This is a genomic window from Streptomyces sp. NPDC002004, assembly GCF_053593975.1.
In genome coordinates, this window is record NZ_JBSFDP010000043.1 from 15,480 (window position 1) to 31,954 (window position 16,475).

18 protein-coding genes are annotated in these 16,475 nt (G+C 68.7%); 14 read left to right on the top strand and 4 right to left on the bottom strand.

Going from position 1 to position 16,475, the window contains the following annotated elements:
- Positions 1 to 93: 93 nt before the first annotated feature.
- The 8 genes from ACWCP6_RS33615 (at position 94) to ACWCP6_RS33650 (ending at position 7,114) form a co-directional block, all read left to right on the top strand.
- Positions 94 to 768 carry an HAD family hydrolase gene (locus tag ACWCP6_RS33615; protein ID WP_450936411.1) on the top strand — a complete coding sequence of 225 codons (675 nt, stop codon included), beginning with the start codon at positions 94 to 96 and terminating at the stop codon, positions 766 to 768.
- A 320-nt stretch (positions 769 to 1,088) separates the two neighbouring features.
- Positions 1,089 to 1,232: a putative leader peptide gene (locus ACWCP6_RS33620; protein ID WP_450936412.1), complete on the top strand. Its 144-nt coding sequence runs from the start codon at positions 1,089 to 1,091 to the stop codon at positions 1,230 to 1,232.
- A gap of 343 nt (positions 1,233 to 1,575) precedes the next feature.
- On the top strand, positions 1,576 to 2,643 hold the full coding sequence (locus tag ACWCP6_RS33625; RefSeq protein WP_450936413.1) for an ABC transporter substrate-binding protein: 1,068 nt from the start codon (positions 1,576 to 1,578) through the stop codon (positions 2,641 to 2,643).
- A gap of 4 nt (positions 2,644 to 2,647) precedes the next feature.
- Positions 2,648 to 3,514: an ABC transporter ATP-binding protein gene (locus tag ACWCP6_RS33630; RefSeq protein WP_450936414.1), complete on the top strand. Its 867-nt coding sequence runs from the start codon at positions 2,648 to 2,650 to the stop codon at positions 3,512 to 3,514.
- Positions 3,511 to 4,476, top strand: coding sequence for an ABC transporter permease (locus ACWCP6_RS33635; RefSeq protein WP_450936415.1), 966 nt, complete (start codon positions 3,511 to 3,513; stop codon positions 4,474 to 4,476). Before ACWCP6_RS33630 ends, ACWCP6_RS33635 begins: the two co-directional genes overlap by 4 nt.
- A 61-nt stretch (positions 4,477 to 4,537) precedes the next feature.
- Positions 4,538 to 5,893 carry an LLM class flavin-dependent oxidoreductase gene (locus tag ACWCP6_RS33640; RefSeq protein ID WP_450936416.1) on the top strand — a complete coding sequence of 452 codons (1,356 nt, stop codon included), beginning with the start codon at positions 4,538 to 4,540 and terminating at the stop codon, positions 5,891 to 5,893.
- The gene (locus tag ACWCP6_RS33645; RefSeq protein WP_450936417.1) at positions 5,890 to 6,174 is read left to right on the top strand and encodes an FAD-binding protein; all 285 of its coding nucleotides are present in this window, start codon (positions 5,890 to 5,892) and stop codon (positions 6,172 to 6,174) included. Before ACWCP6_RS33640 ends, ACWCP6_RS33645 begins: the two co-directional genes overlap by 4 nt.
- A gap of 40 nt (positions 6,175 to 6,214) precedes the next feature.
- Positions 6,215 to 7,114 carry a TauD/TfdA dioxygenase family protein gene (locus tag ACWCP6_RS33650; protein ID WP_450936418.1) on the top strand — a complete coding sequence of 300 codons (900 nt, stop codon included), beginning with the start codon at positions 6,215 to 6,217 and terminating at the stop codon, positions 7,112 to 7,114.
- A 254-nt stretch (positions 7,115 to 7,368) separates the two neighbouring features.
- On the opposite strand, the gene ACWCP6_RS33655 is transcribed toward ACWCP6_RS33650, so the two are convergent.
- Entirely contained in the window at positions 7,369 to 7,824 is a 456-nt protein-coding gene (locus ACWCP6_RS33655) for a hypothetical protein (RefSeq protein WP_450936419.1), read from the bottom strand.
- Between the two features lie 209 nt (positions 7,825 to 8,033).
- Between ACWCP6_RS33655 and ACWCP6_RS33660 the strand changes: the two genes are divergently transcribed.
- The gene (locus tag ACWCP6_RS33660; RefSeq protein ID WP_450936420.1) at positions 8,034 to 8,249 is read left to right on the top strand and encodes a hypothetical protein; all 216 of its coding nucleotides are present in this window, start codon (positions 8,034 to 8,036) and stop codon (positions 8,247 to 8,249) included.
- A 147-nt stretch (positions 8,250 to 8,396) separates the two neighbouring features.
- On the top strand, positions 8,397 to 8,996 hold the full coding sequence (locus ACWCP6_RS33665; RefSeq protein WP_450936421.1) for a TetR/AcrR family transcriptional regulator: 600 nt from the start codon (positions 8,397 to 8,399) through the stop codon (positions 8,994 to 8,996).
- A gap of 109 nt (positions 8,997 to 9,105) precedes the next feature.
- Here the strand turns inward: ACWCP6_RS33665 and ACWCP6_RS33670 are convergent, their stop codons facing one another.
- Positions 9,106 to 10,689 carry a sulfatase family protein gene (locus ACWCP6_RS33670; protein ID WP_450936422.1) on the bottom strand — a complete coding sequence of 528 codons (1,584 nt, stop codon included), beginning with the start codon at positions 10,687 to 10,689 and terminating at the stop codon, positions 9,106 to 9,108.
- A 226-nt stretch (positions 10,690 to 10,915) separates the two neighbouring features.
- Between ACWCP6_RS33670 and ACWCP6_RS33675 the strand changes: the two genes are divergently transcribed.
- Both ACWCP6_RS33675 and ACWCP6_RS33680 read left to right on the top strand, forming a co-directional pair.
- Positions 10,916 to 11,818: a haloalkane dehalogenase gene (locus ACWCP6_RS33675; protein ID WP_450936423.1), complete on the top strand. Its 903-nt coding sequence runs from the start codon at positions 10,916 to 10,918 to the stop codon at positions 11,816 to 11,818.
- Positions 11,819 to 11,844: 26 nt separating this feature from the next.
- The gene (locus ACWCP6_RS33680) at positions 11,845 to 12,240 is read left to right on the top strand and encodes a DUF1330 domain-containing protein (RefSeq protein ID WP_450936424.1); all 396 of its coding nucleotides are present in this window, start codon (positions 11,845 to 11,847) and stop codon (positions 12,238 to 12,240) included.
- A gap of 17 nt (positions 12,241 to 12,257) precedes the next feature.
- On the opposite strand, the gene ACWCP6_RS33685 is transcribed toward ACWCP6_RS33680, so the two are convergent.
- Positions 12,258 to 13,451, bottom strand: a complete 1,194-nt coding sequence (locus ACWCP6_RS33685) for a cytochrome P450 family protein (RefSeq protein WP_450936441.1) — start codon at positions 13,449 to 13,451, stop codon at positions 12,258 to 12,260.
- A gap of 455 nt (positions 13,452 to 13,906) precedes the next feature.
- Here ACWCP6_RS33685 and ACWCP6_RS33690 point away from each other — a divergent pair, with 455 nt between their 5' ends.
- The gene (locus ACWCP6_RS33690; protein ID WP_450936425.1) at positions 13,907 to 14,287 is read left to right on the top strand and encodes a VOC family protein; all 381 of its coding nucleotides are present in this window, start codon (positions 13,907 to 13,909) and stop codon (positions 14,285 to 14,287) included.
- A gap of 43 nt (positions 14,288 to 14,330) precedes the next feature.
- Here the strand turns inward: ACWCP6_RS33690 and ACWCP6_RS33695 are convergent, their stop codons facing one another.
- The gene (locus ACWCP6_RS33695) at positions 14,331 to 15,494 is read right to left on the bottom strand and encodes a hypothetical protein (RefSeq protein WP_450936426.1); all 1,164 of its coding nucleotides are present in this window, start codon (positions 15,492 to 15,494) and stop codon (positions 14,331 to 14,333) included.
- A 452-nt stretch (positions 15,495 to 15,946) separates the two neighbouring features.
- Between ACWCP6_RS33695 and ACWCP6_RS33700 the strand changes: the two genes are divergently transcribed.
- A complete protein-coding gene (locus ACWCP6_RS33700; protein ID WP_450936427.1) occupies positions 15,947 to 16,147 on the top strand; it encodes an SCO3870 family protein in 201 nt (66 codons plus the stop codon).
- Positions 16,148 to 16,475 lie beyond the last annotated feature (328 nt).

The following is a 16,475-nucleotide window of genomic DNA, read 5'->3' on the forward strand; positions in this document are numbered from 1 at the left end:
GACGAACGGTCACATCACGGGGCTGCTGCGAGCCGCCGCCCACGCCGACCACCTATGAACAGGCAACCCCTCACCCGGAGTGGAAGGACACACATGGGATCGCTTCCCACCCCTACGGAGGCCGTGGTCTTCGACTGCGACGGTCTGCTGGTCGACACCGAGGTGTGCTGGACCGCCGCGGAAACGGCCATCTTCGCCGCACACGGCCACTCATTCGGCCACGCCCAGAAGGCGCTGGTCATCGGCCGTACCCTGGAAGCTGCGGGAGAGGCCATGGCGGACTACTTCGGCCGACCCGGAGCCGGTGCCGAACTCGCCGCCGCGCTCCTCGAACGAGTCCGTACGGAGCTGGGCCGGGGCGCCGCCGCGCTGCCCGGGGCGGCAGAGCTGGTGCGCGCCTGCCGGGCCGCCGTGCCCGTAGCCGTCGCCAGCAACAGCCCCCGCGAACTGCTGGACACGGCACTGGAGTCGGCCGGCCTCGCCGCATACTTCACCCACTCGTTCGCCGCCGACGAGGTACGTTCCCCCAAGCCCGCACCAGACCTCTACCTGATGGCATGCGAGGCACTCGGTGCGTCCCCGAAGCGATCCGTCGCCTTCGAGGACTCGGCCACGGGCATCTCTTCGGCGCGTGCCGCCGGGCTCTACGTCGCCGTCGTGCCGTCCCTTCCGGGAGGCGACCTCGACCACGACTGGCTGGGCACCGGCCTCGACGAACCGGAACTGCTCGACTGGGCCGGGCAACTGGGGTGCGACGCGGTCTGCTGACGTATCCGAACCTCGCACGTGCAGCGGATCGGGGCGGCGTAGAGGCCACGTCGCCCTCGGCCCGGAGACGTCGCCCCCGACCCGGCGGTGTCGCTCGCCGACGGTCCGAGCTGCGTCATCGGCGCACTGCCGCTCGGGCCGCCGCAGCACAGGTGCACAACACGTCACCGTCGAGCACCGACGGGAGCAAGGTCTCATCCCGAGCCATCGCTCGAGCCCGGCCCTGTGAAAGCCGATTTCCGCCCGACACAGGTGCCCCGGCACCTCGCATCCGGGCAATTGTGAACGCCGCGCTTCACGCGTATGTCAGGTAATTCAGCATGCGAGACGGGTCCGGAGAGCCATTGACGTGGCCGGAACCCGCTGCGAATCTCTTGCTTGTGAGCCAGTCCGAGAACCTCGCTGCGCGCCTGCACGTCGATCTTCGACGCCAGGCCAGCGCCATCTGTGTCATCGGCCGCTGAACCGCCGAGGCGCACCGCTCTCCTGCTCCGCTTTCCACCATCGGCCGCCATGCCGAGCTGTGCTCGCGCCGTAATCGCAAGGTTCCTCAAAGGCACCTGCGGAGAGCACGTTCCGGCATTCGACGTGTGCCCGCCCCATCCCGAAACCCGGGCACATATTGCCGGTGGACTTCCTTCGCACCAGGTAATCCCGACATGGCGATGTATCTCGCGTTGCGCTCCCCCATCGCCGCACCGTCGAACCGCTTCGCAGTACGTCGACCCGCTGCGGATTTCCGACAGCCCTGAAGAAATCAGCACGGCCCGCTCCAGCCGCTCCACCGATCCCGAACAGGACCTCTCCATGGCCACGACGGCATCATCCCGACGCCAATTCCTCGCTCTGCTCGGTCTCTCGACGTTGGCCGTGAGCTGTGGCACGACCGCGACAGGAGCTTCCGGCAAGAGCCAGACCAAGACCCTCCGCTACCAGGGCTGGGCCGGCCAGGTCACCTTGCCGGAGCTCGCAGAGGACCTCGGCTATCTGGAGGACGTGAAACTGAAGTGGGTCGGCAACACGATCAGCGGGCCCCAGGACATCCAGTCCGCGGCCACCGGCCAGACCGACTTCGGCGGTGCTTTCAACGGAGCAGTCGTCAAACTGGCCGCGCACAAGGCCCCCATCAAGGCCGTCATCAGCTACTACGGCTCCGACAAAAACGTGTACAACGGCTTCTACGTCCTCAAGGACAGCCCCATCCATTCCGCCCGCGATCTGGTGGGCAAGAAGATCGGGATGAACACCCTCGGGGCCCACTCCGAGGCGATGCTCGACATCTACCTGGAGCGCGGCGGCCTTTCGCGGGCGGAGATCGACAAAGTCGAGCCGATCGTGGTGCCTCCGGTCAACACCGAGCAATCGCTGCGTCGGAAGCAGATCGAAGTGGCCGTACTCGGCGGAATTCTGCGCGACAAGGCCCTGGCGGCCGGAGGTATCCGCCCGCTGTTCACCGACTATCGCCTGCTCGGCGCTTTCAGTGCCGGCACATATGTGATGACGGACCGCTTCCTGAAGCAGAACCCGGACACCGCCCGGGTCTTTGTCACCGCCGTGGGAAGAGCCATCGAATGGGCCCGCTCCACCCCGCGCGAAGAGGTCATAGCCCGGATGACGGACATCGTGAAGAAGCGGGGCCGCAACGAGGACACCGCGCCGCTGAAGTACTGGCAGTCGTACGGCGTCGCCGACACAGCGGGCCGGATCAACGGCAAGGACCTCCAGTTGTGGATCGACTGGCTGGTCAAGCGTGGCGACATCCAGAAGGGCCAGGTCACGTTGTCCGACCTCTACACCAACGAGTTCAACGCCGCAGGCAAGGGAGGGACAAGGCCTTCGTCGCCGGCCTCCTCCGCTTCGACGGGCGGGAGCTGACCCCATGCCGGAAACCGTCACACCCAAGATCGTGCTCGAAAACGTACGGAAGGACTTCACTGTCCGGGACCGGGCCGGCAGGGGCCGAGCGGGCAGGAACGGTGCGGCGACGGACCAAGCCACCCGGTTCACCGCCCTCGACGGCATCGACCTGGACATTGCGGCAGGCGAGTTCGTCGTCCTGGTCGGGCCCAGCGGGTGCGGAAAGTCGACACTGCTGGATCTGCTCGGTGGCCTCACCCAACCCACTGCGGGACGGATCCTGGTCGACGGCAAAGCCGTCACCGGCCCAGGCCTGGACCGCGGCATCGTATTCCAGCAGTACGCGCTGCTGCCGTGGCGCACGGCGCAGGGAAATGTCGAGTTCGGCCTGGAGGCCACCGGCGTACCACGGCGGCAACGCGCCGCACGGGCACGGGAGTTCCTCGAACTGGTCGGTCTGGGCGGATTCGAGAGCCGCCATCCGCACGAGCTGTCGGGCGGGATGCGCCAACGGGTGGCGATCGCCCGCAGCCTCGCCTACGACCCCGACGTACTGCTGATGGACGAGCCGTTCGCCGCGCTGGACGCTCAGACACGGGAGTCGCTTCAAGAGGAACTGCTGCGCATCTGGCAACGCACGGGCAAGACCGTCGTCTTCATCACCCACAGCATCGACGAGGCCGTCTACCTGGGACAGCGCATCGCCGTCATGACATCCAGGCCGGGCCGCATCAAACAGATCGTGCCGGTCGCCCTCGACTCCCGAACGGCGACGGACGACCTCCGGTCCAGCCCCGATTTCGCGCGATACCGGCACCAGATCTGGGCGCTGCTGCACGACGAGGTGGCCAGGGCACAGCAGTTGGAGAAGGAGGGGGCTTCCGCATGAGCCACACGACCGGCACGACCACAACGGCCGGGACGACCCAGCCGACCACGACGCCGGGCCCGGCGACCGCCACCGGCGCCCTCCCCACCCCTTCCCGAGCCACATCCCCGGCTGCCGCGCCCCGCGCGGAATCACCGGCGCAGCTGCGGGGAAGCACCCCTCCGACGGCCCATGTACGCCGGGCACTCGACCGGTTGGCGTACGCGCTGGTGAAAGGGGCCCTCAAGTCCGCGGCGATCGTGACTCTGCTGCTGCTGTGGGAGACCGCACCGCGACTCGGTCTGGTCGACCGGACCTTCCTGCCGCCGTTCAGTGAGGTCGCCCGCTCGTGGTGGGAGCTGGCAGCCGATGGTCAGCTCGCCGACAACGCACGTGCCAGCCTGGTGCGCTCGTTCAGCGGATTCGGTCTCGCCGTCGCCGTCGCCGTGCCGCTCGGCCTGCTGATCGGCTGGTACCGGCCGGTCGCCGACCTCCTCGGACCGCTGTTGGAGGTGTTCCGCAACACCGCGGCGCTGGCCCTGTTGCCCGTGTTCGTACTGCTGCTGGGCATCGGCGAGACCTCGAAGATCGCCATCGTGGTCTATGCGTGCACCTGGCCGATCCTGCTCAACACCATCAGCGCGGTCCGCAATGTCGACCCCACCTTGCTGAAGCTGGCGAAGTCGATGGATCTCTCCGCACCCCGCCTCTTCCAAAAGGTCATCCTGCCGTCCGCGGTGCCCGTGATCTTCACCGGAATCCGGCTGGCCGGGGCGGTGTCCATCCTGGTGCTGGTCGCCGCCGAGATGGTCGGCGCCAAGGCGGGGCTCGGCTACCTGATCAACGCCTCGCAGTACAACTTCGCGATCCCGCAGATGTACGCGGGCATCATCACGATCTCCGCCATCGGCGTCGTCTTCAACCAGCTCCTGGTGGTCATGGAGCGGCGGCTGAGCTCCTGGCGCGTTCCCGTCGGCGCCTGACGCTGCCACGTCCACTCCCGCTGCCCCGTTCCCGTCCCGCCGTCCCCGATGCGAGGAAGCCATGTCCGCCACCGGACCCCGTCAGCTGCATCTCAACGCCTTCCTGATGAACGCCGGCCACCACGACGCCGCCTGGCGGCACCCCCGCACCCAGCCCGAACGGATCACCGATCTGCGCTATTTCCAGGAGCTCGCGCAGACCGCCGAGCGTGGCCTGCTCGACTCGGTCTTCCTCGCCGACGGCCTCGCTCTGTGGGGCAAGGTCCGGCACAACGCAATCGGCGGCTTCGAACCACTCACCCTGCTGTCCGCCCTGGCTGCGGTCACCGAACACGTCGGGCTGATCGCCACCGTTTCCACCACCTTCAACGAGCCCTACCACACGGCCCGCAAGTTCGCCTCCCTGGACCACATCAGCGGTGGCCGGGCCGGCTGGAACATCGTCACCTCGGGCACCGTGAACGAGGCCCGGAACTTCGGGCAGGAGGAGCACCTTCAGCACCGGTTGCGCTACCAGCGCGCACGGGAGTTCATCGAGGTCGCGACCAAGCTGTGGGACAGCTGGGACGACCATGCGATCCTGCTCGACCGTGAGCGCGGCGTCTACGCCGACACCGACAAGGTGCGGGAGATCAACCACCGCGGCGAGTTCTTCGGGGTGCAGGGACCTCTGAACGTTCCGCGCAGCCCACAGGGCCACCCGCTGTTGGTGCAGGCCGGTTCGTCGGAGGACGGCAAGGAGTTCGCAGCCCAGTACGCCGAGGCGGTCTTCACCGCCCAGCAGACCCTTGCCGACGGCCAGGCCTTCTACAAGGACCTCAAGTCGCGGCTCACCCGCTACGGCCGCACCGAGGATCAGCTCCTGGTACTTCCCGGCATCGCCCCCGTCATCGGCTCCACCGAGGCCGAAGCCCGGGCACTGGAGCAGGAGCTGACAGATCTTCAGATTCCCGCATACGGAGTGGCCCAGTTGTCAGGGATGCTCGGCACCGACCTGACCGGGGTGCCGCTGGACGGGCCCCTGCCCGAGCTGCCGGAGGAACGCGACATCAACGGCAACAAGAGCCGCTTCACACTCGTCGCCGAACTCGCCCGCCGTGACGGCCTCACGCTGCGCGAGCTCATCGCGCGCCTCGGCGCCGGACGCGGCCACCGTGTCTTCGCCGGCACCCCCGAACAGATAGCCGACGAGCTCCAGGAGTGGTTCACCCAAGGCGCCGCCGACGGCTTCAACATCATGCCGCCCCATCTGCCGGGCGGCCTGGAGGACTTCATCGACCACGTCGTGCCGATCCTTCAGCAACGCGGCCTGTTTCGTACCGAGTACACGGGCCGCACCTTGCGCGAGCACTACGGCCTGCCCCGTCCCGCCAACCAGCCGGCCGCAACGGCCCCAACGGGAGGACGGCCCGTATGACAGGACCCGAACTCACCACGGACGTTCCCGTGGCCGGTGGCGGCTCCGCAGCCGCATGGGCCGCGTTCAAGGCGGCACGGACGGGAGCGGACGTCGTCCTGGTCGACCAGGGCTACTGCGGCACCAGCGGCGCCACCGCCTCCAGCGACACGTCCTGCTCGCGGCCGCCACCGCGGGCACATCGGCCGGGGACACGGCAGCACACCCGGCGCACTGCGCGCCGTCGGCCCTCCCCGGGCCCGCCAGAGCACGAGGGAACCGCACCGCCCATCACTTCCTGACCACCGCCCGGCCCAACACCCCTCGAAAGGACACCAGCACATGACCACCAGCACCGCCTTCGACGTCCGCAGGATCGGCGGTCGTATCGGCGCCGAGATTCTGGGCGTGGATCTCTCGACCGATCTCGACCCCGCCGTCGTCACAGACATCAACTCGGCACTCCTGGAACACAAGGCGCTCGTCTTCAGGGGCCAGCAGCTCGACGACGCGGGCCAGCTCGGCTTCGCCGGCCTGTTCGGCGAGCTCACCACCGCACACCCCACCGTCCCCTCCGTCGGCGGCCAGCCCCACATCCTGCCCGTCGACGGTGACGAAGGCATTCGCGCCAACCAATGGCACACGGACGTCACGTTCGTGCGCACGCCCCCGAAGGCGTCCACGCTGCGCAGCATCGTGGTCCCGCCCTACGGGGGCAACACCCTCATCGCCAACGCTGCCGCCGCCTACCGGGACCTGCCCGAACCGCTGCGTGAGCTGGCCGACAAGCTGTGGGCGGTACACACCAACGACTACGACTACGCCGCCCCCAAGAGCGCGAAGGCGGCCGAGCACCGCAAGCAGTTCGTCTCCCGGAAGTACCGCACCGTTCATCCGGTCGTCCGCGTCCATCCCGAGACGGGAGAGCGCGGGCTGTTCATCGGTGGCTTCGCGCAGAGCATCGTCGGCTTCGGCCCCTCCGATTCCCGCGACCTGCTGCGTCTCTTCCAGTCCTACGTGACCCGTCCCGAGAACATCGTGCGCGTGGCCTGGGCGCCCGGCGACCTCGTCCTGTTCGACAACCGCATCACCCAGCACTACGCCCCCGACGACTACGGCGACCTGCCCCGCCTGCTGCACCGGGTGACCGTCGCCGGTGACGTCCCCGCCGGTATCGACGGCACGCTGAGCCACGTCGTGGAGGGTGACGACGCATCCCACTACACCCCTGCCGTGGCGTGAGCCGCTTGGCCGCCGGGTAGGGGGACACGATTCTTCCGACCCGGCGGTCCAGCCGTCCAACGCCGAGCCAAGCCATTCGGGATCATCGGATCCACCGTCCCGGCCTCGCGGCCGAGCTCGGAACTGCGAGCCGGAGGGGCGTGCGTGTCCTCCGGCCGGTTCACGCCCCTTGCCCCCGGTGCCGTGTGGGGAGCCCGGCCCCGTCGCCGTCGCCGGGAAGTCGCCCCCACCCCCGCTGTGCGGGGCGATCGTGCCTAGGAGAAGACGTAGGTGTCGTACCCGGTGCAGACCTTCTCCGAGCCCTTCACCAGGCACGCGTTGAGGCTCAACCGGCGATTCTCGGTGATGTCGCCGGTCTTCCACGGGGTCGTGTAGGGGGACGAGTGTCCCCGCGTGGAAGCATCGCGGGAGACATCAAGGCCCACGATGGACACCTTGACACCCCACCCGTCGGCCCCGCCGTCATGCGCCCGCAGCGCGTCTCCGGGGGCGCCGCCGATCACCGGGTCCGCGTTCCAGTTCACGTATCCGGCGTAGTCACCATCGGCGTAGAGGTAGAGGACCGCCGACTTGCCGTGCTGATAGGTGCTCGTCGTGTAGGTGAGCCGGGGCGCTGCCGCGGCGGAGCCCGCGCCGGCACCGAAGGAGACGCCGACGGTCACGGCGGTCGCCGCCAGGAGGGTGGCGATCCGCTTTCTTATCTCGGCCATCAGAAGCCCTTTCGCATCAAAATGATCAAAGTCGGCCGTGATCATAAACCATTGCGGCCGGGCATCCGACGCTCATCGCGCCACGTCTGCACCCGACTTGAGGCCGGAGGGCTCGCCGTGGACCTGGTCCCTTTCGTCGCTCGGTCGGCGTCCCGGGCGCCCTGCGGGACTTCCCTGGGCAGTACCCGTTCGTGCACATCAGCCTGCGCGTGGTCCGAAGCGACGAACTCGTCGAGCAGGCAGGCGTCACCTCCGCGGCCCGGGAGGCCCAGGGGCTGTCGTCGGAGGCGGTCTGGGGCGATCGATCACGGTCGGGTGATGGGCCGGCCGCTCCGGACTTCCGCATACCGACGGGCATTCCCTCGATCCGCATGATGCTGAACGGGATCATGTGCAAGCTCGGCACCTGGCGGCCTGGCGGTTGATCGACGTGCCGGATTCCAGGGCAGCCGAGCGGCCTGGACGCCGTTCCTCCCAAGGTCACCCGGCCATCCGTATGGCACTCGCCATCCAATAACACGATTGCATTTACCGTGCAACAATGCCGAGGGCGGAGCGTGTGAGGAGGGTCCATGACCGACACACCGGACCTGCGGACGGACGGCAGGGCAGAACGCGGGCGGCTCACAAGGGAGCGGATCGCCGAGGCTCTGCTCGCCCTGCTCGACGAGGGCGACCCGTTCCCCGCTGCGGACCGGATCGCCGCACGAGCGCAGGTCTCACGGCGCCTGGTCTTCCATCACTTCGCGGACATGGAGCAACTGCTGGACACCGCCGTGCGTCGCCGTATGCAGGAGATCTTCGCCCGGGCCACCCCCTTGCCGGCCACCGGTCCACGACCGGAGCGCGTCGCCGCTCTGGTCGCACAGCGGTCGGAGATCTACGAGTGGATCACTCCCGCCCGCCAGGCGGCGATACGCGTCGAACCCGGCTCGCCACGGCTGACCCAGGCGCGCGACGAGATGTTCGCCTGGGCCCGCGAACGGCTGAGCGAGGTCTTCGCCCAGGAGCTGGACGGCCTGCCCCCGGCTACCCGCACCGACACCCTGGCCGCCCTCGACGCGGTGACCGCCTGGGCGGCCTGGAACCACTGGCGCACCACCGGCCTGGATCTCGATCAGTGCCGTCGCGCCATGAGAACCGCCGTCAACGCCCTGCTCGACCAGGCCTGACCGGTCCACGCCCTCGGCCTCCGGGGTGAGCACCCGCGAAGACCGGGCATCGGCGACGGCAGGCCTCGCCGCGTGCAGGTGACGACCGTCGTGGCTCAACTGCCGCACCTCAGACGGGCGCGATCACCTTGAGCGGAGTGCGCCGCCCGGAGGGCAGGTTGTCGTAGAGGTCCGCGACGAGGTCGCCGCGCAGTCGGCGGTGGGCGGGGTCGTTCCACAGGTTGCGGAACTGGTGCGGGTCCTCGACCAGGTTGTAGAGCTCGCCCTCGGTCCCGTCGTAGTGGATGCCGCAGGAGTTCAGTGTCTGCGGTCCCCACAACTCTTCCATGCCGTTGGGCCGGCCGTCGGTGCTCTCCTCGTACGCGGTGCACAGCCAGCCGTCGCGGTAGATGGTGCGCAGGTGCATGCCGTAACCGGGGAACTGGCTGTCCCACTCGCACAGCACCCGTTCACGGCCGCTTCCGTCGGCCACCGGCAGCGGGGCGCCCTCGGCCCACTCCGGCACCGGGATGCCGGCGATGCTGCAGAGGGTGGGCAGCAGGTCCACCTGGCCGACCGGGTCGGTCACCTCCGCCGGTGTGACGCCCGCGCTCGGGGCGGGACGCCAGATCAGCGGCAGCCGCATCAGCGCGTCGATGTGGAAGGGCCCCTTGTACAACAGGCCCAGGTCTCCTTGCAGTTCACCGTGATCGGTGGTGAAGATGACGTCGGTGTCGGCGTCCCAGCCGCGTTCGGCGACCCGGCGCAGCACGCGCCCGCACGCTTCGTCGATGAGTTCGTTCATCACATGCGTCTTGGCGTTGATCTCCCGGACCTGGTTGTCCGTCATGGTTCCCGGAACGAAGTCCCACGGGCCGCCCTCGGCGTTCGCCCACCGCCCTTCCCACCAGGCCAGCCAGTGCCGCGGCCGGTCGGCGAGCACCTGGCGGATCGCGTCGGGTGAGCCGGGGTGTCCCGGAGGAAGGTCGAGGTCCTTCCAGGAGACGCGGCTCTGTTCGGACACGGGCGGGTCCCAGGGGTGATGAGGGTCGGGGAAGGACATCCAGCAGAACCAGTCGCAGTCCAGGGGCAGGCCGTCCAGCCACTCGATGGTCCGGTCGGCCACCCAGTCGGTGTGGTACCACTCCCGGGGGATGATGTTGTGCTTGATCTCCGGTGCACCGGTGTCTCCGCCCCGTTCCGCCCCCAGCAGCTGGGCGTAGCTGCGCAGGTGTTCGGGGTGATGGGCTTTGAGCCACCTGCCGTAGTGCCCCAGCAGGACATCGCCGACGGCTGCACCGTGCATGGCCTGGATGGAGTACTCGAATCCTCGCCACGCGCCGGTGTCGCCGCGCGACGCACGCCGGTTCTCCTCGAACTGCGCCGCCGGGTCGAAGGCCGGTTCGAAGTGCGCCTTGCCCACCAGGGCCGTGCGGTACCCGGCGCTCTGTGCCAGGTGAGCGGCGACGGACGGCGCATCGACGGGCAGCGGGATGCCGTTGGCCACCACTCCGTGAGTGCGGGGGAATTGTCCGGTGAGGATCGTCGAACGGGCAGGCATGCACACGGTGTTCTGGTTGTACGCCCGCCGGTAGACGATGCCGTCGGCGGCGAGTCCGTCGGCGACCGGGGTGCGGGCGATCCGCCCGCCGTTGCATCCCAGCGCGTCGTATCGCTGCTGGTCGGTGGTGATGAGCAGGATCTTTCGGCCCATGGCGGCCTCCGGGTCGGGAACAGAACGGGGCAGGCGCGATTGAGTCCAGCGCAGCCATCTTGACGCTTATTGCACTCCAAGTGCAATACTCGGGGCCCGGCCTGCACCACTGATCAACCGTCTGCACCCGTCACCAGCCCCGCCCCTCCCCCGTCGCCCATTCCTCGTCGGGAACGGTGCCCGGCTTGGTCCCGTCCCTCTTCGACCGCTGAGCGAGGAGCACTTCATGACGAGCGTTCTGCGCACACCAGACGACCGCTTCACCAAACTCCCGGACTTCCCCTTCGACGCCCACTACGTCGAGATCGACGGCGGTCTGCGGGTTCACTACCTCGACGAGGGGCCGCGCGACGGCGAGGTCGTACTCCTCATGCACGGCGAGCCGTCCTGGTCGTTCCTCTACCGCAAGGTCATCCCGGTGCTCGTAGCCGCCGGCCACCGCTGCATCGCGCCCGACCTCGTCGGATTCGGTCGCTCGGACAAGCCCGCCGACCCGGCCGCCTACACCTACCAGCGACACGTCGACTGGATGAGCGAGGCGGTCTTCGACCGGCTCGGTCTGAGTGGCATCACCTTCTTCGGCCAGGACTGGGGCGGCCTCATCGGGCTGCGTCTCCTGGCGGCCCGTCCGGAGCTCTACTCCCGTGCTGTCGTCGCAAACACAGGACTCCCCACGGGCGCCGAGCGGCCCACGGACGCATTTCTGACCTGGCAGCGGTTCTCCCGCGAGTCGCCCGACTTCCCCATCGGGCACATCGTCTCCACCGGCTGTGTCAACGCACTCGACGACGATGTCGTCGCCGCCTACGACGCCCCCTTCCCCGAAGACATCTACAAGGCCGGCGCCCGCATCTTCCCCTCACTGGTACCGACGAGCCCGGACGACCCCTCCCACGCGGCCAATACGGCGGCCTGGCGCGTGCTCGACCGATTCGACAACCCCTTCCTCTGCGCGTTCAGCGACAGCGATCCGATCACCCGCGGCGCGGACTCGACGTTCCTCACCCGCGTGCCCGGCACAGGGGGACAGCCGCACACGACCATCGAAGGCGCCGGGCATTTCCTCCAGGAGGACAAGGGCGAAGAACTCGCCGGCGTGATCGCCGCCTTCATGCACCGCGGCCGATGACCGCCTCGCACCCGCCAGGAGAGTTCATGCCCGTCGAACCGACACCCGAACAGCTCGAGGAGTTCCTCCGCAGCGACGTCGACGGCGAGATCGTCATGCTCAATCTGCTCAAGTTCAGCGACGACACCGAGACGTACGGCCGCTACCAGTCGGCTGCCGAGAGCCTGGTCCAGAGCGTGGGCGGCCGCATCCAGTGGATCGGCCTGCCCCGCCACGTCCTGGTCGGCGACCCGTCCGCCGATGACTGGGACGCGGTGGCGACAGTCACCTATCCCTCACGACAGGCCTTCCTGGCCATGATCTCCCACCCCGACTACGCCCCTGCGCGACGCCTCAGACAACGTGGCCTGGCGCGCACCGCCCTGATCTGCTGCGCCACCGCACCGACAACCGCCACCCACCACGCCCCGCGCCCCGAGTAACGGCACCTCACGCACCCCTACGGCCGGCGCGGGCCCGCCCCTTCGTAGTTCACCGGCAGCGTGAGCAGTCCACGGGCACGCAGGGAGGGCCTCCAACGCGGCGCAGCCTCTGCCGGCTCAAGCCTGCTGAACCGATCGAGGAGCGCGGCCAGAGCAATCTCCGTCTCGGCCCGTGCCAACGGTGCGCCCAAGCAGTAGTGGATCCCATGTCCCAGCGCAAGGTGACCGGAGGCGTCGCGGCCGAGGTCGAACCCGTCCGGGTCGGGGAACCGGGCGGGGTCGCGGTTGGCGGCGGAGAGGGAGAGCAGGACCGTCTCCCCCGCGGGAACCGTGACACCTCCGATGATCACGTCCGCGGTCGGGAAGCGCCGGATGGCAAGCAGCGCCGGTCCTTCGTAGCGGGCGAACTCTTCCACGGCCGCCGGGAGTTTCGACGGGTCCTTGCGCAGTACGGCCATCTGGTCCGGATGCTCCAGCAGGGCGTGGACCGCGTTTCCGATGAGTTGCACCGTGTTCTCGTATCCGGCGAAGAGGATCAGGAAGGCGAGTGACATCAGCTCGTCCTCGCTGAGCCGGTCACCGTCGGTGTCACGTACCGCGATCAGGTCGGAGAGAAGGTCTGCGGCCGGTTGCTCGCGCTTCTGGCCGAGGAGGTCGACGAAGAACCCGAACATCGCCTTCACCGCATCCTTGGCGGCCTGGGGTCGGGCCGGATCCGGAGCCACGAGCGCGTCCGTCCAACTGCGGAAGTCCCGGCGGCATTCGCTGGGGATGCCCAGCAGATCGCAGATGACGACGACCGGGAGTGGCGCGGCGTAGGCGGCGATCAGATCGGTGTCGCCGTGGGATCCAAGCGCGTCGAGGAGTTCGTCCGCGGCCTGACGTATGGGTGTACGCAGCTGCGCAACCCGGCGAGGCGTGAAGGCTCGGCCGACCAGCCGGCGGATGCGGGTGTGGTCGGGCGGATCCATGTTGAGGAGGTTGGCGTCGAGCGCCGGTGGCAGGGAGAACCCCTGGTAGTGCCCTTGCGCGGCGTGCTTCTTGTTCAGGGAGAGCCGTGGGTCGGCGAGGGCCTCGCGCACGTCGTCGTATCGCGTGACGAGCCAGGCAGGGTCGCCGTTGGGTCCGGCAATGCGATGCACCGGTGCGGCCTCACGTAAGCGCCTCAATACGTCGTACGGGTCGCCGATGAGCTCGTCCTTGAGGTCCATGAGGTCCATGAGCCCACCCTAGGTTGTCCGTTCAGGACCGTTGAGGGTGGGCGCACGACCTCTGGACGCCGCTGCGAATGGCGGAGTGTGACGAGACACGGCGTGTTCGCCGACCAGGCCGCAGGAGCAGTGCGAACCGGGCTCAGGATCAGTCCTGTTGACGGACGGTTCGCCGGCCGGGCCTCGATACCCGATGTTCCACGGCGGTCGAAGGACGACGGCTCCGGTGGAAGGGATTTCTGGCAAGTGGCCGCGTAGGGCTGGGTCGTGTCTGGAAGTCAGCTGCTCCACTGCATCGCCGACGGCCTTGCCCGCCCGGACAGGGTCGGCCCCGAAATCATTTCGCCCGTGCTCGCCTCGTCCGGTACGGTCGCGGAATTGTCCTCACTGCCGGGAGCCCATCAGGTTCGCGTGTGGCCTCCCCGGCGGTTCCCAGGCTGAGAGCAGGTTTCGTTATGGCATGTCGTATCAGTGAGCTCGTGCTCGGTTGCCGCGACCCTGAAGTGCTGGCGCGGTTCTGGTGCGAGGTCCTGGACTTCGTCGTGCTCGATCGCGAGGACGACGGCACGCTGGAGATCGGGCCGCGCGAAGGGTTCGGTGGTCCCCAGCCGACAATCATCCTCAGTCGCAGGGCCGAGCCGGAGAAGGGGAAATCCCGGCTGCACATCGACGTCAACGCCACCGACCGCGATCAGGACGCCGAGCTCGAACGCCTTCTTGAGCTCGGTGCGCGCCCGGCCGACATCGGCCAGACAGGGGAGGAGCAGTGGCATGTCCTGAGCGACCCCGAAGGCAATGAGTTCTGCCTGCTCAAGGCCCGCCTCAACCCACTCTGACGCTCATCGGCCACGCCTCGGCACCAGCTACCCAGGGTCTGCCTCAGGGCTGGGCGGGATCTTCCACGGAGGCCGCGGTGTCGGTGGTCTCCACACGCCCCATGGCCGCCCGCAGCGTCACGGCAGCCGCGACTCCCGCCACCGTGCCGCAGGTCAGGGCGGCCGGGATGCCGCCACCGACGCCGGCGGACAGGTAAACCAGATCCCAGTGCAGGGTCGTCCCGTCGATCACCACCCGCAGCAACTGGCTCGCCAGCAGTCCCAGGACGGTCGCACACACTGCGCCGACCGCCATTGCCGGAACGGTGGCTCGGGTGAGCAGTCGGGGCAGCCAGCGCAGTGCCCACCACACCAAGACGAGCACGAGCACGTCGGCGGCCCGATACAGCAGCCAGTCGCCGAGCGGCCCGCCCGCCGGGCCGGCCCATGCGCCGAGCAGCAGCCACTGTCGCAGGAGATCACCGGGTTCGGCGAACAGGCCGACATCCGGGGAGACGGCCTGGAGGCCGGCGGCGACCCGCTGGTACGAGAGGACCACCAGCGACAGCGCGATCACCACGGTCCCGGCGGTGGCGGCCAGCCGGGCGGCGCGCGCCGGGACGACGGCCTGCGGCAGCGGGCCCGCACCCTTGACGGTGATGCGCGCTGCGAGCACCGTCACCACGGCCCCGACCAGCGCGGTCGCCACCAGGACCTGCCTTCCGGAGGAGATCACACTCGCCAGCTGGGGCAGGAAGCGGTAACTGCCGTGCCCCTGCGCGGCGATGAGCCACGGCGCGGAAACGGTCACCGCGAGGGTCCCGGCCACCATGCCCCAGGCCCACACCGCGAGCAGCGCGGCCGGCATCCGGCCCTGTATCGGGGGCAGCCTGCGGACCAGGAGCAGCGCCCCCGGTACGAAGAAGGCGAATACCGCGCCGAACCGGATCTGCATCGCAGTGGAATACAGCGACACATAGCTGGTGCTGTCGGTCCCGGCCGTGTCCCCGATCCCACCGGACACCTCGGCGCCGAGCCGGATCGAGTTCGGAGGGTCGTACGACCAGGGCATGAGCCAGTGTTCGAGCTCGGCGGCGGTCTGGCCGCCGAGCACATCGGTGGCGCCCGGCAGGTGCAGCGCGTGCGCGCTCGCCCCCGCCCACCACAGGAGCGCCGTGAGCAGCAGCCCTCCGACCAGTGCCGGTATGGCCGCGCGCCGGTATGTCATGTGCTGTCCCCCGCCTTGGTCCCGCATCCCGTGAGTCCCCTGATCAGGTGGAGACTACGGGGAGTTGATCACATGCGGATCACGACCTCGGGCCGGACCGCCCGGACGACGTGTGTCTCCGGCTCCCGGTCGGGCGCGAACGCTCGGACACCCACAGTGACGGGGCCCGGACACCCACAGCGCGGGGAGTGCGGCGAACAGCGGTGTCGCTCGGTCCTGTGGTGCCGGATCGCCCTCGTCCGCCAGGGCAGGATCGGACCGAAGACGTCGTCACCTCGCGGCGTCGGCCGGACCGGTCCCGGTGGTCTGCCGTCGGCCGCCGACCTCTTCCGGGATACAGCGACCACACTCACACGCACCATCTCACCTTTGGCCAAGTCCGTTCACTGTGTTACGAGTTCGCCTTTAGACTCGAAGATCATCGTGTCGGCTCACCGTTCAAAGGAGATGGAATGACACAGCCTCCCTTTGCCTCCCTGTCCACCGCGCTTGCGGGGCTCGGGACGGCGCTGGGCTTCCTCGCCCTCCAGCTGCGCGCGGAAGGTTACGAGCAGTACGTCGAGTCCGTGGCCACCGACAGCATTCTGATGTGGACCACTGCGTGCCTGACGGTCGTGACGTGGGTCCGCTACCGCCGGACGAAATCGGACTGAGCTGTACGGACGCCGAGGGGCGCCGGGGCATCGGCCCCGGCGCCCGTTTGCGTGTGTTGATCGCGAACGTCACGACAGTTCCCTGGCCATGTCGGTGTCCGGGGTGGCCAGGTGAAGGGAGTTGCGGTCCTGGCGATGAATGAGTTCACGGGTCGTCGACAGGGCAAACGCTGGGGCGATTACCGGACAGGGTCCGACCGGGACTTGTCCATGCGGCGCTGATCTGGCTGCGGGTCCGCGCACCCGACCTGGCGCAGGCCCCCTCACTCACACCTCGTCGGTACTGCCGATGACCGTCGTGCCCCGGCGGTGGGTCGGTGGCGAGGTG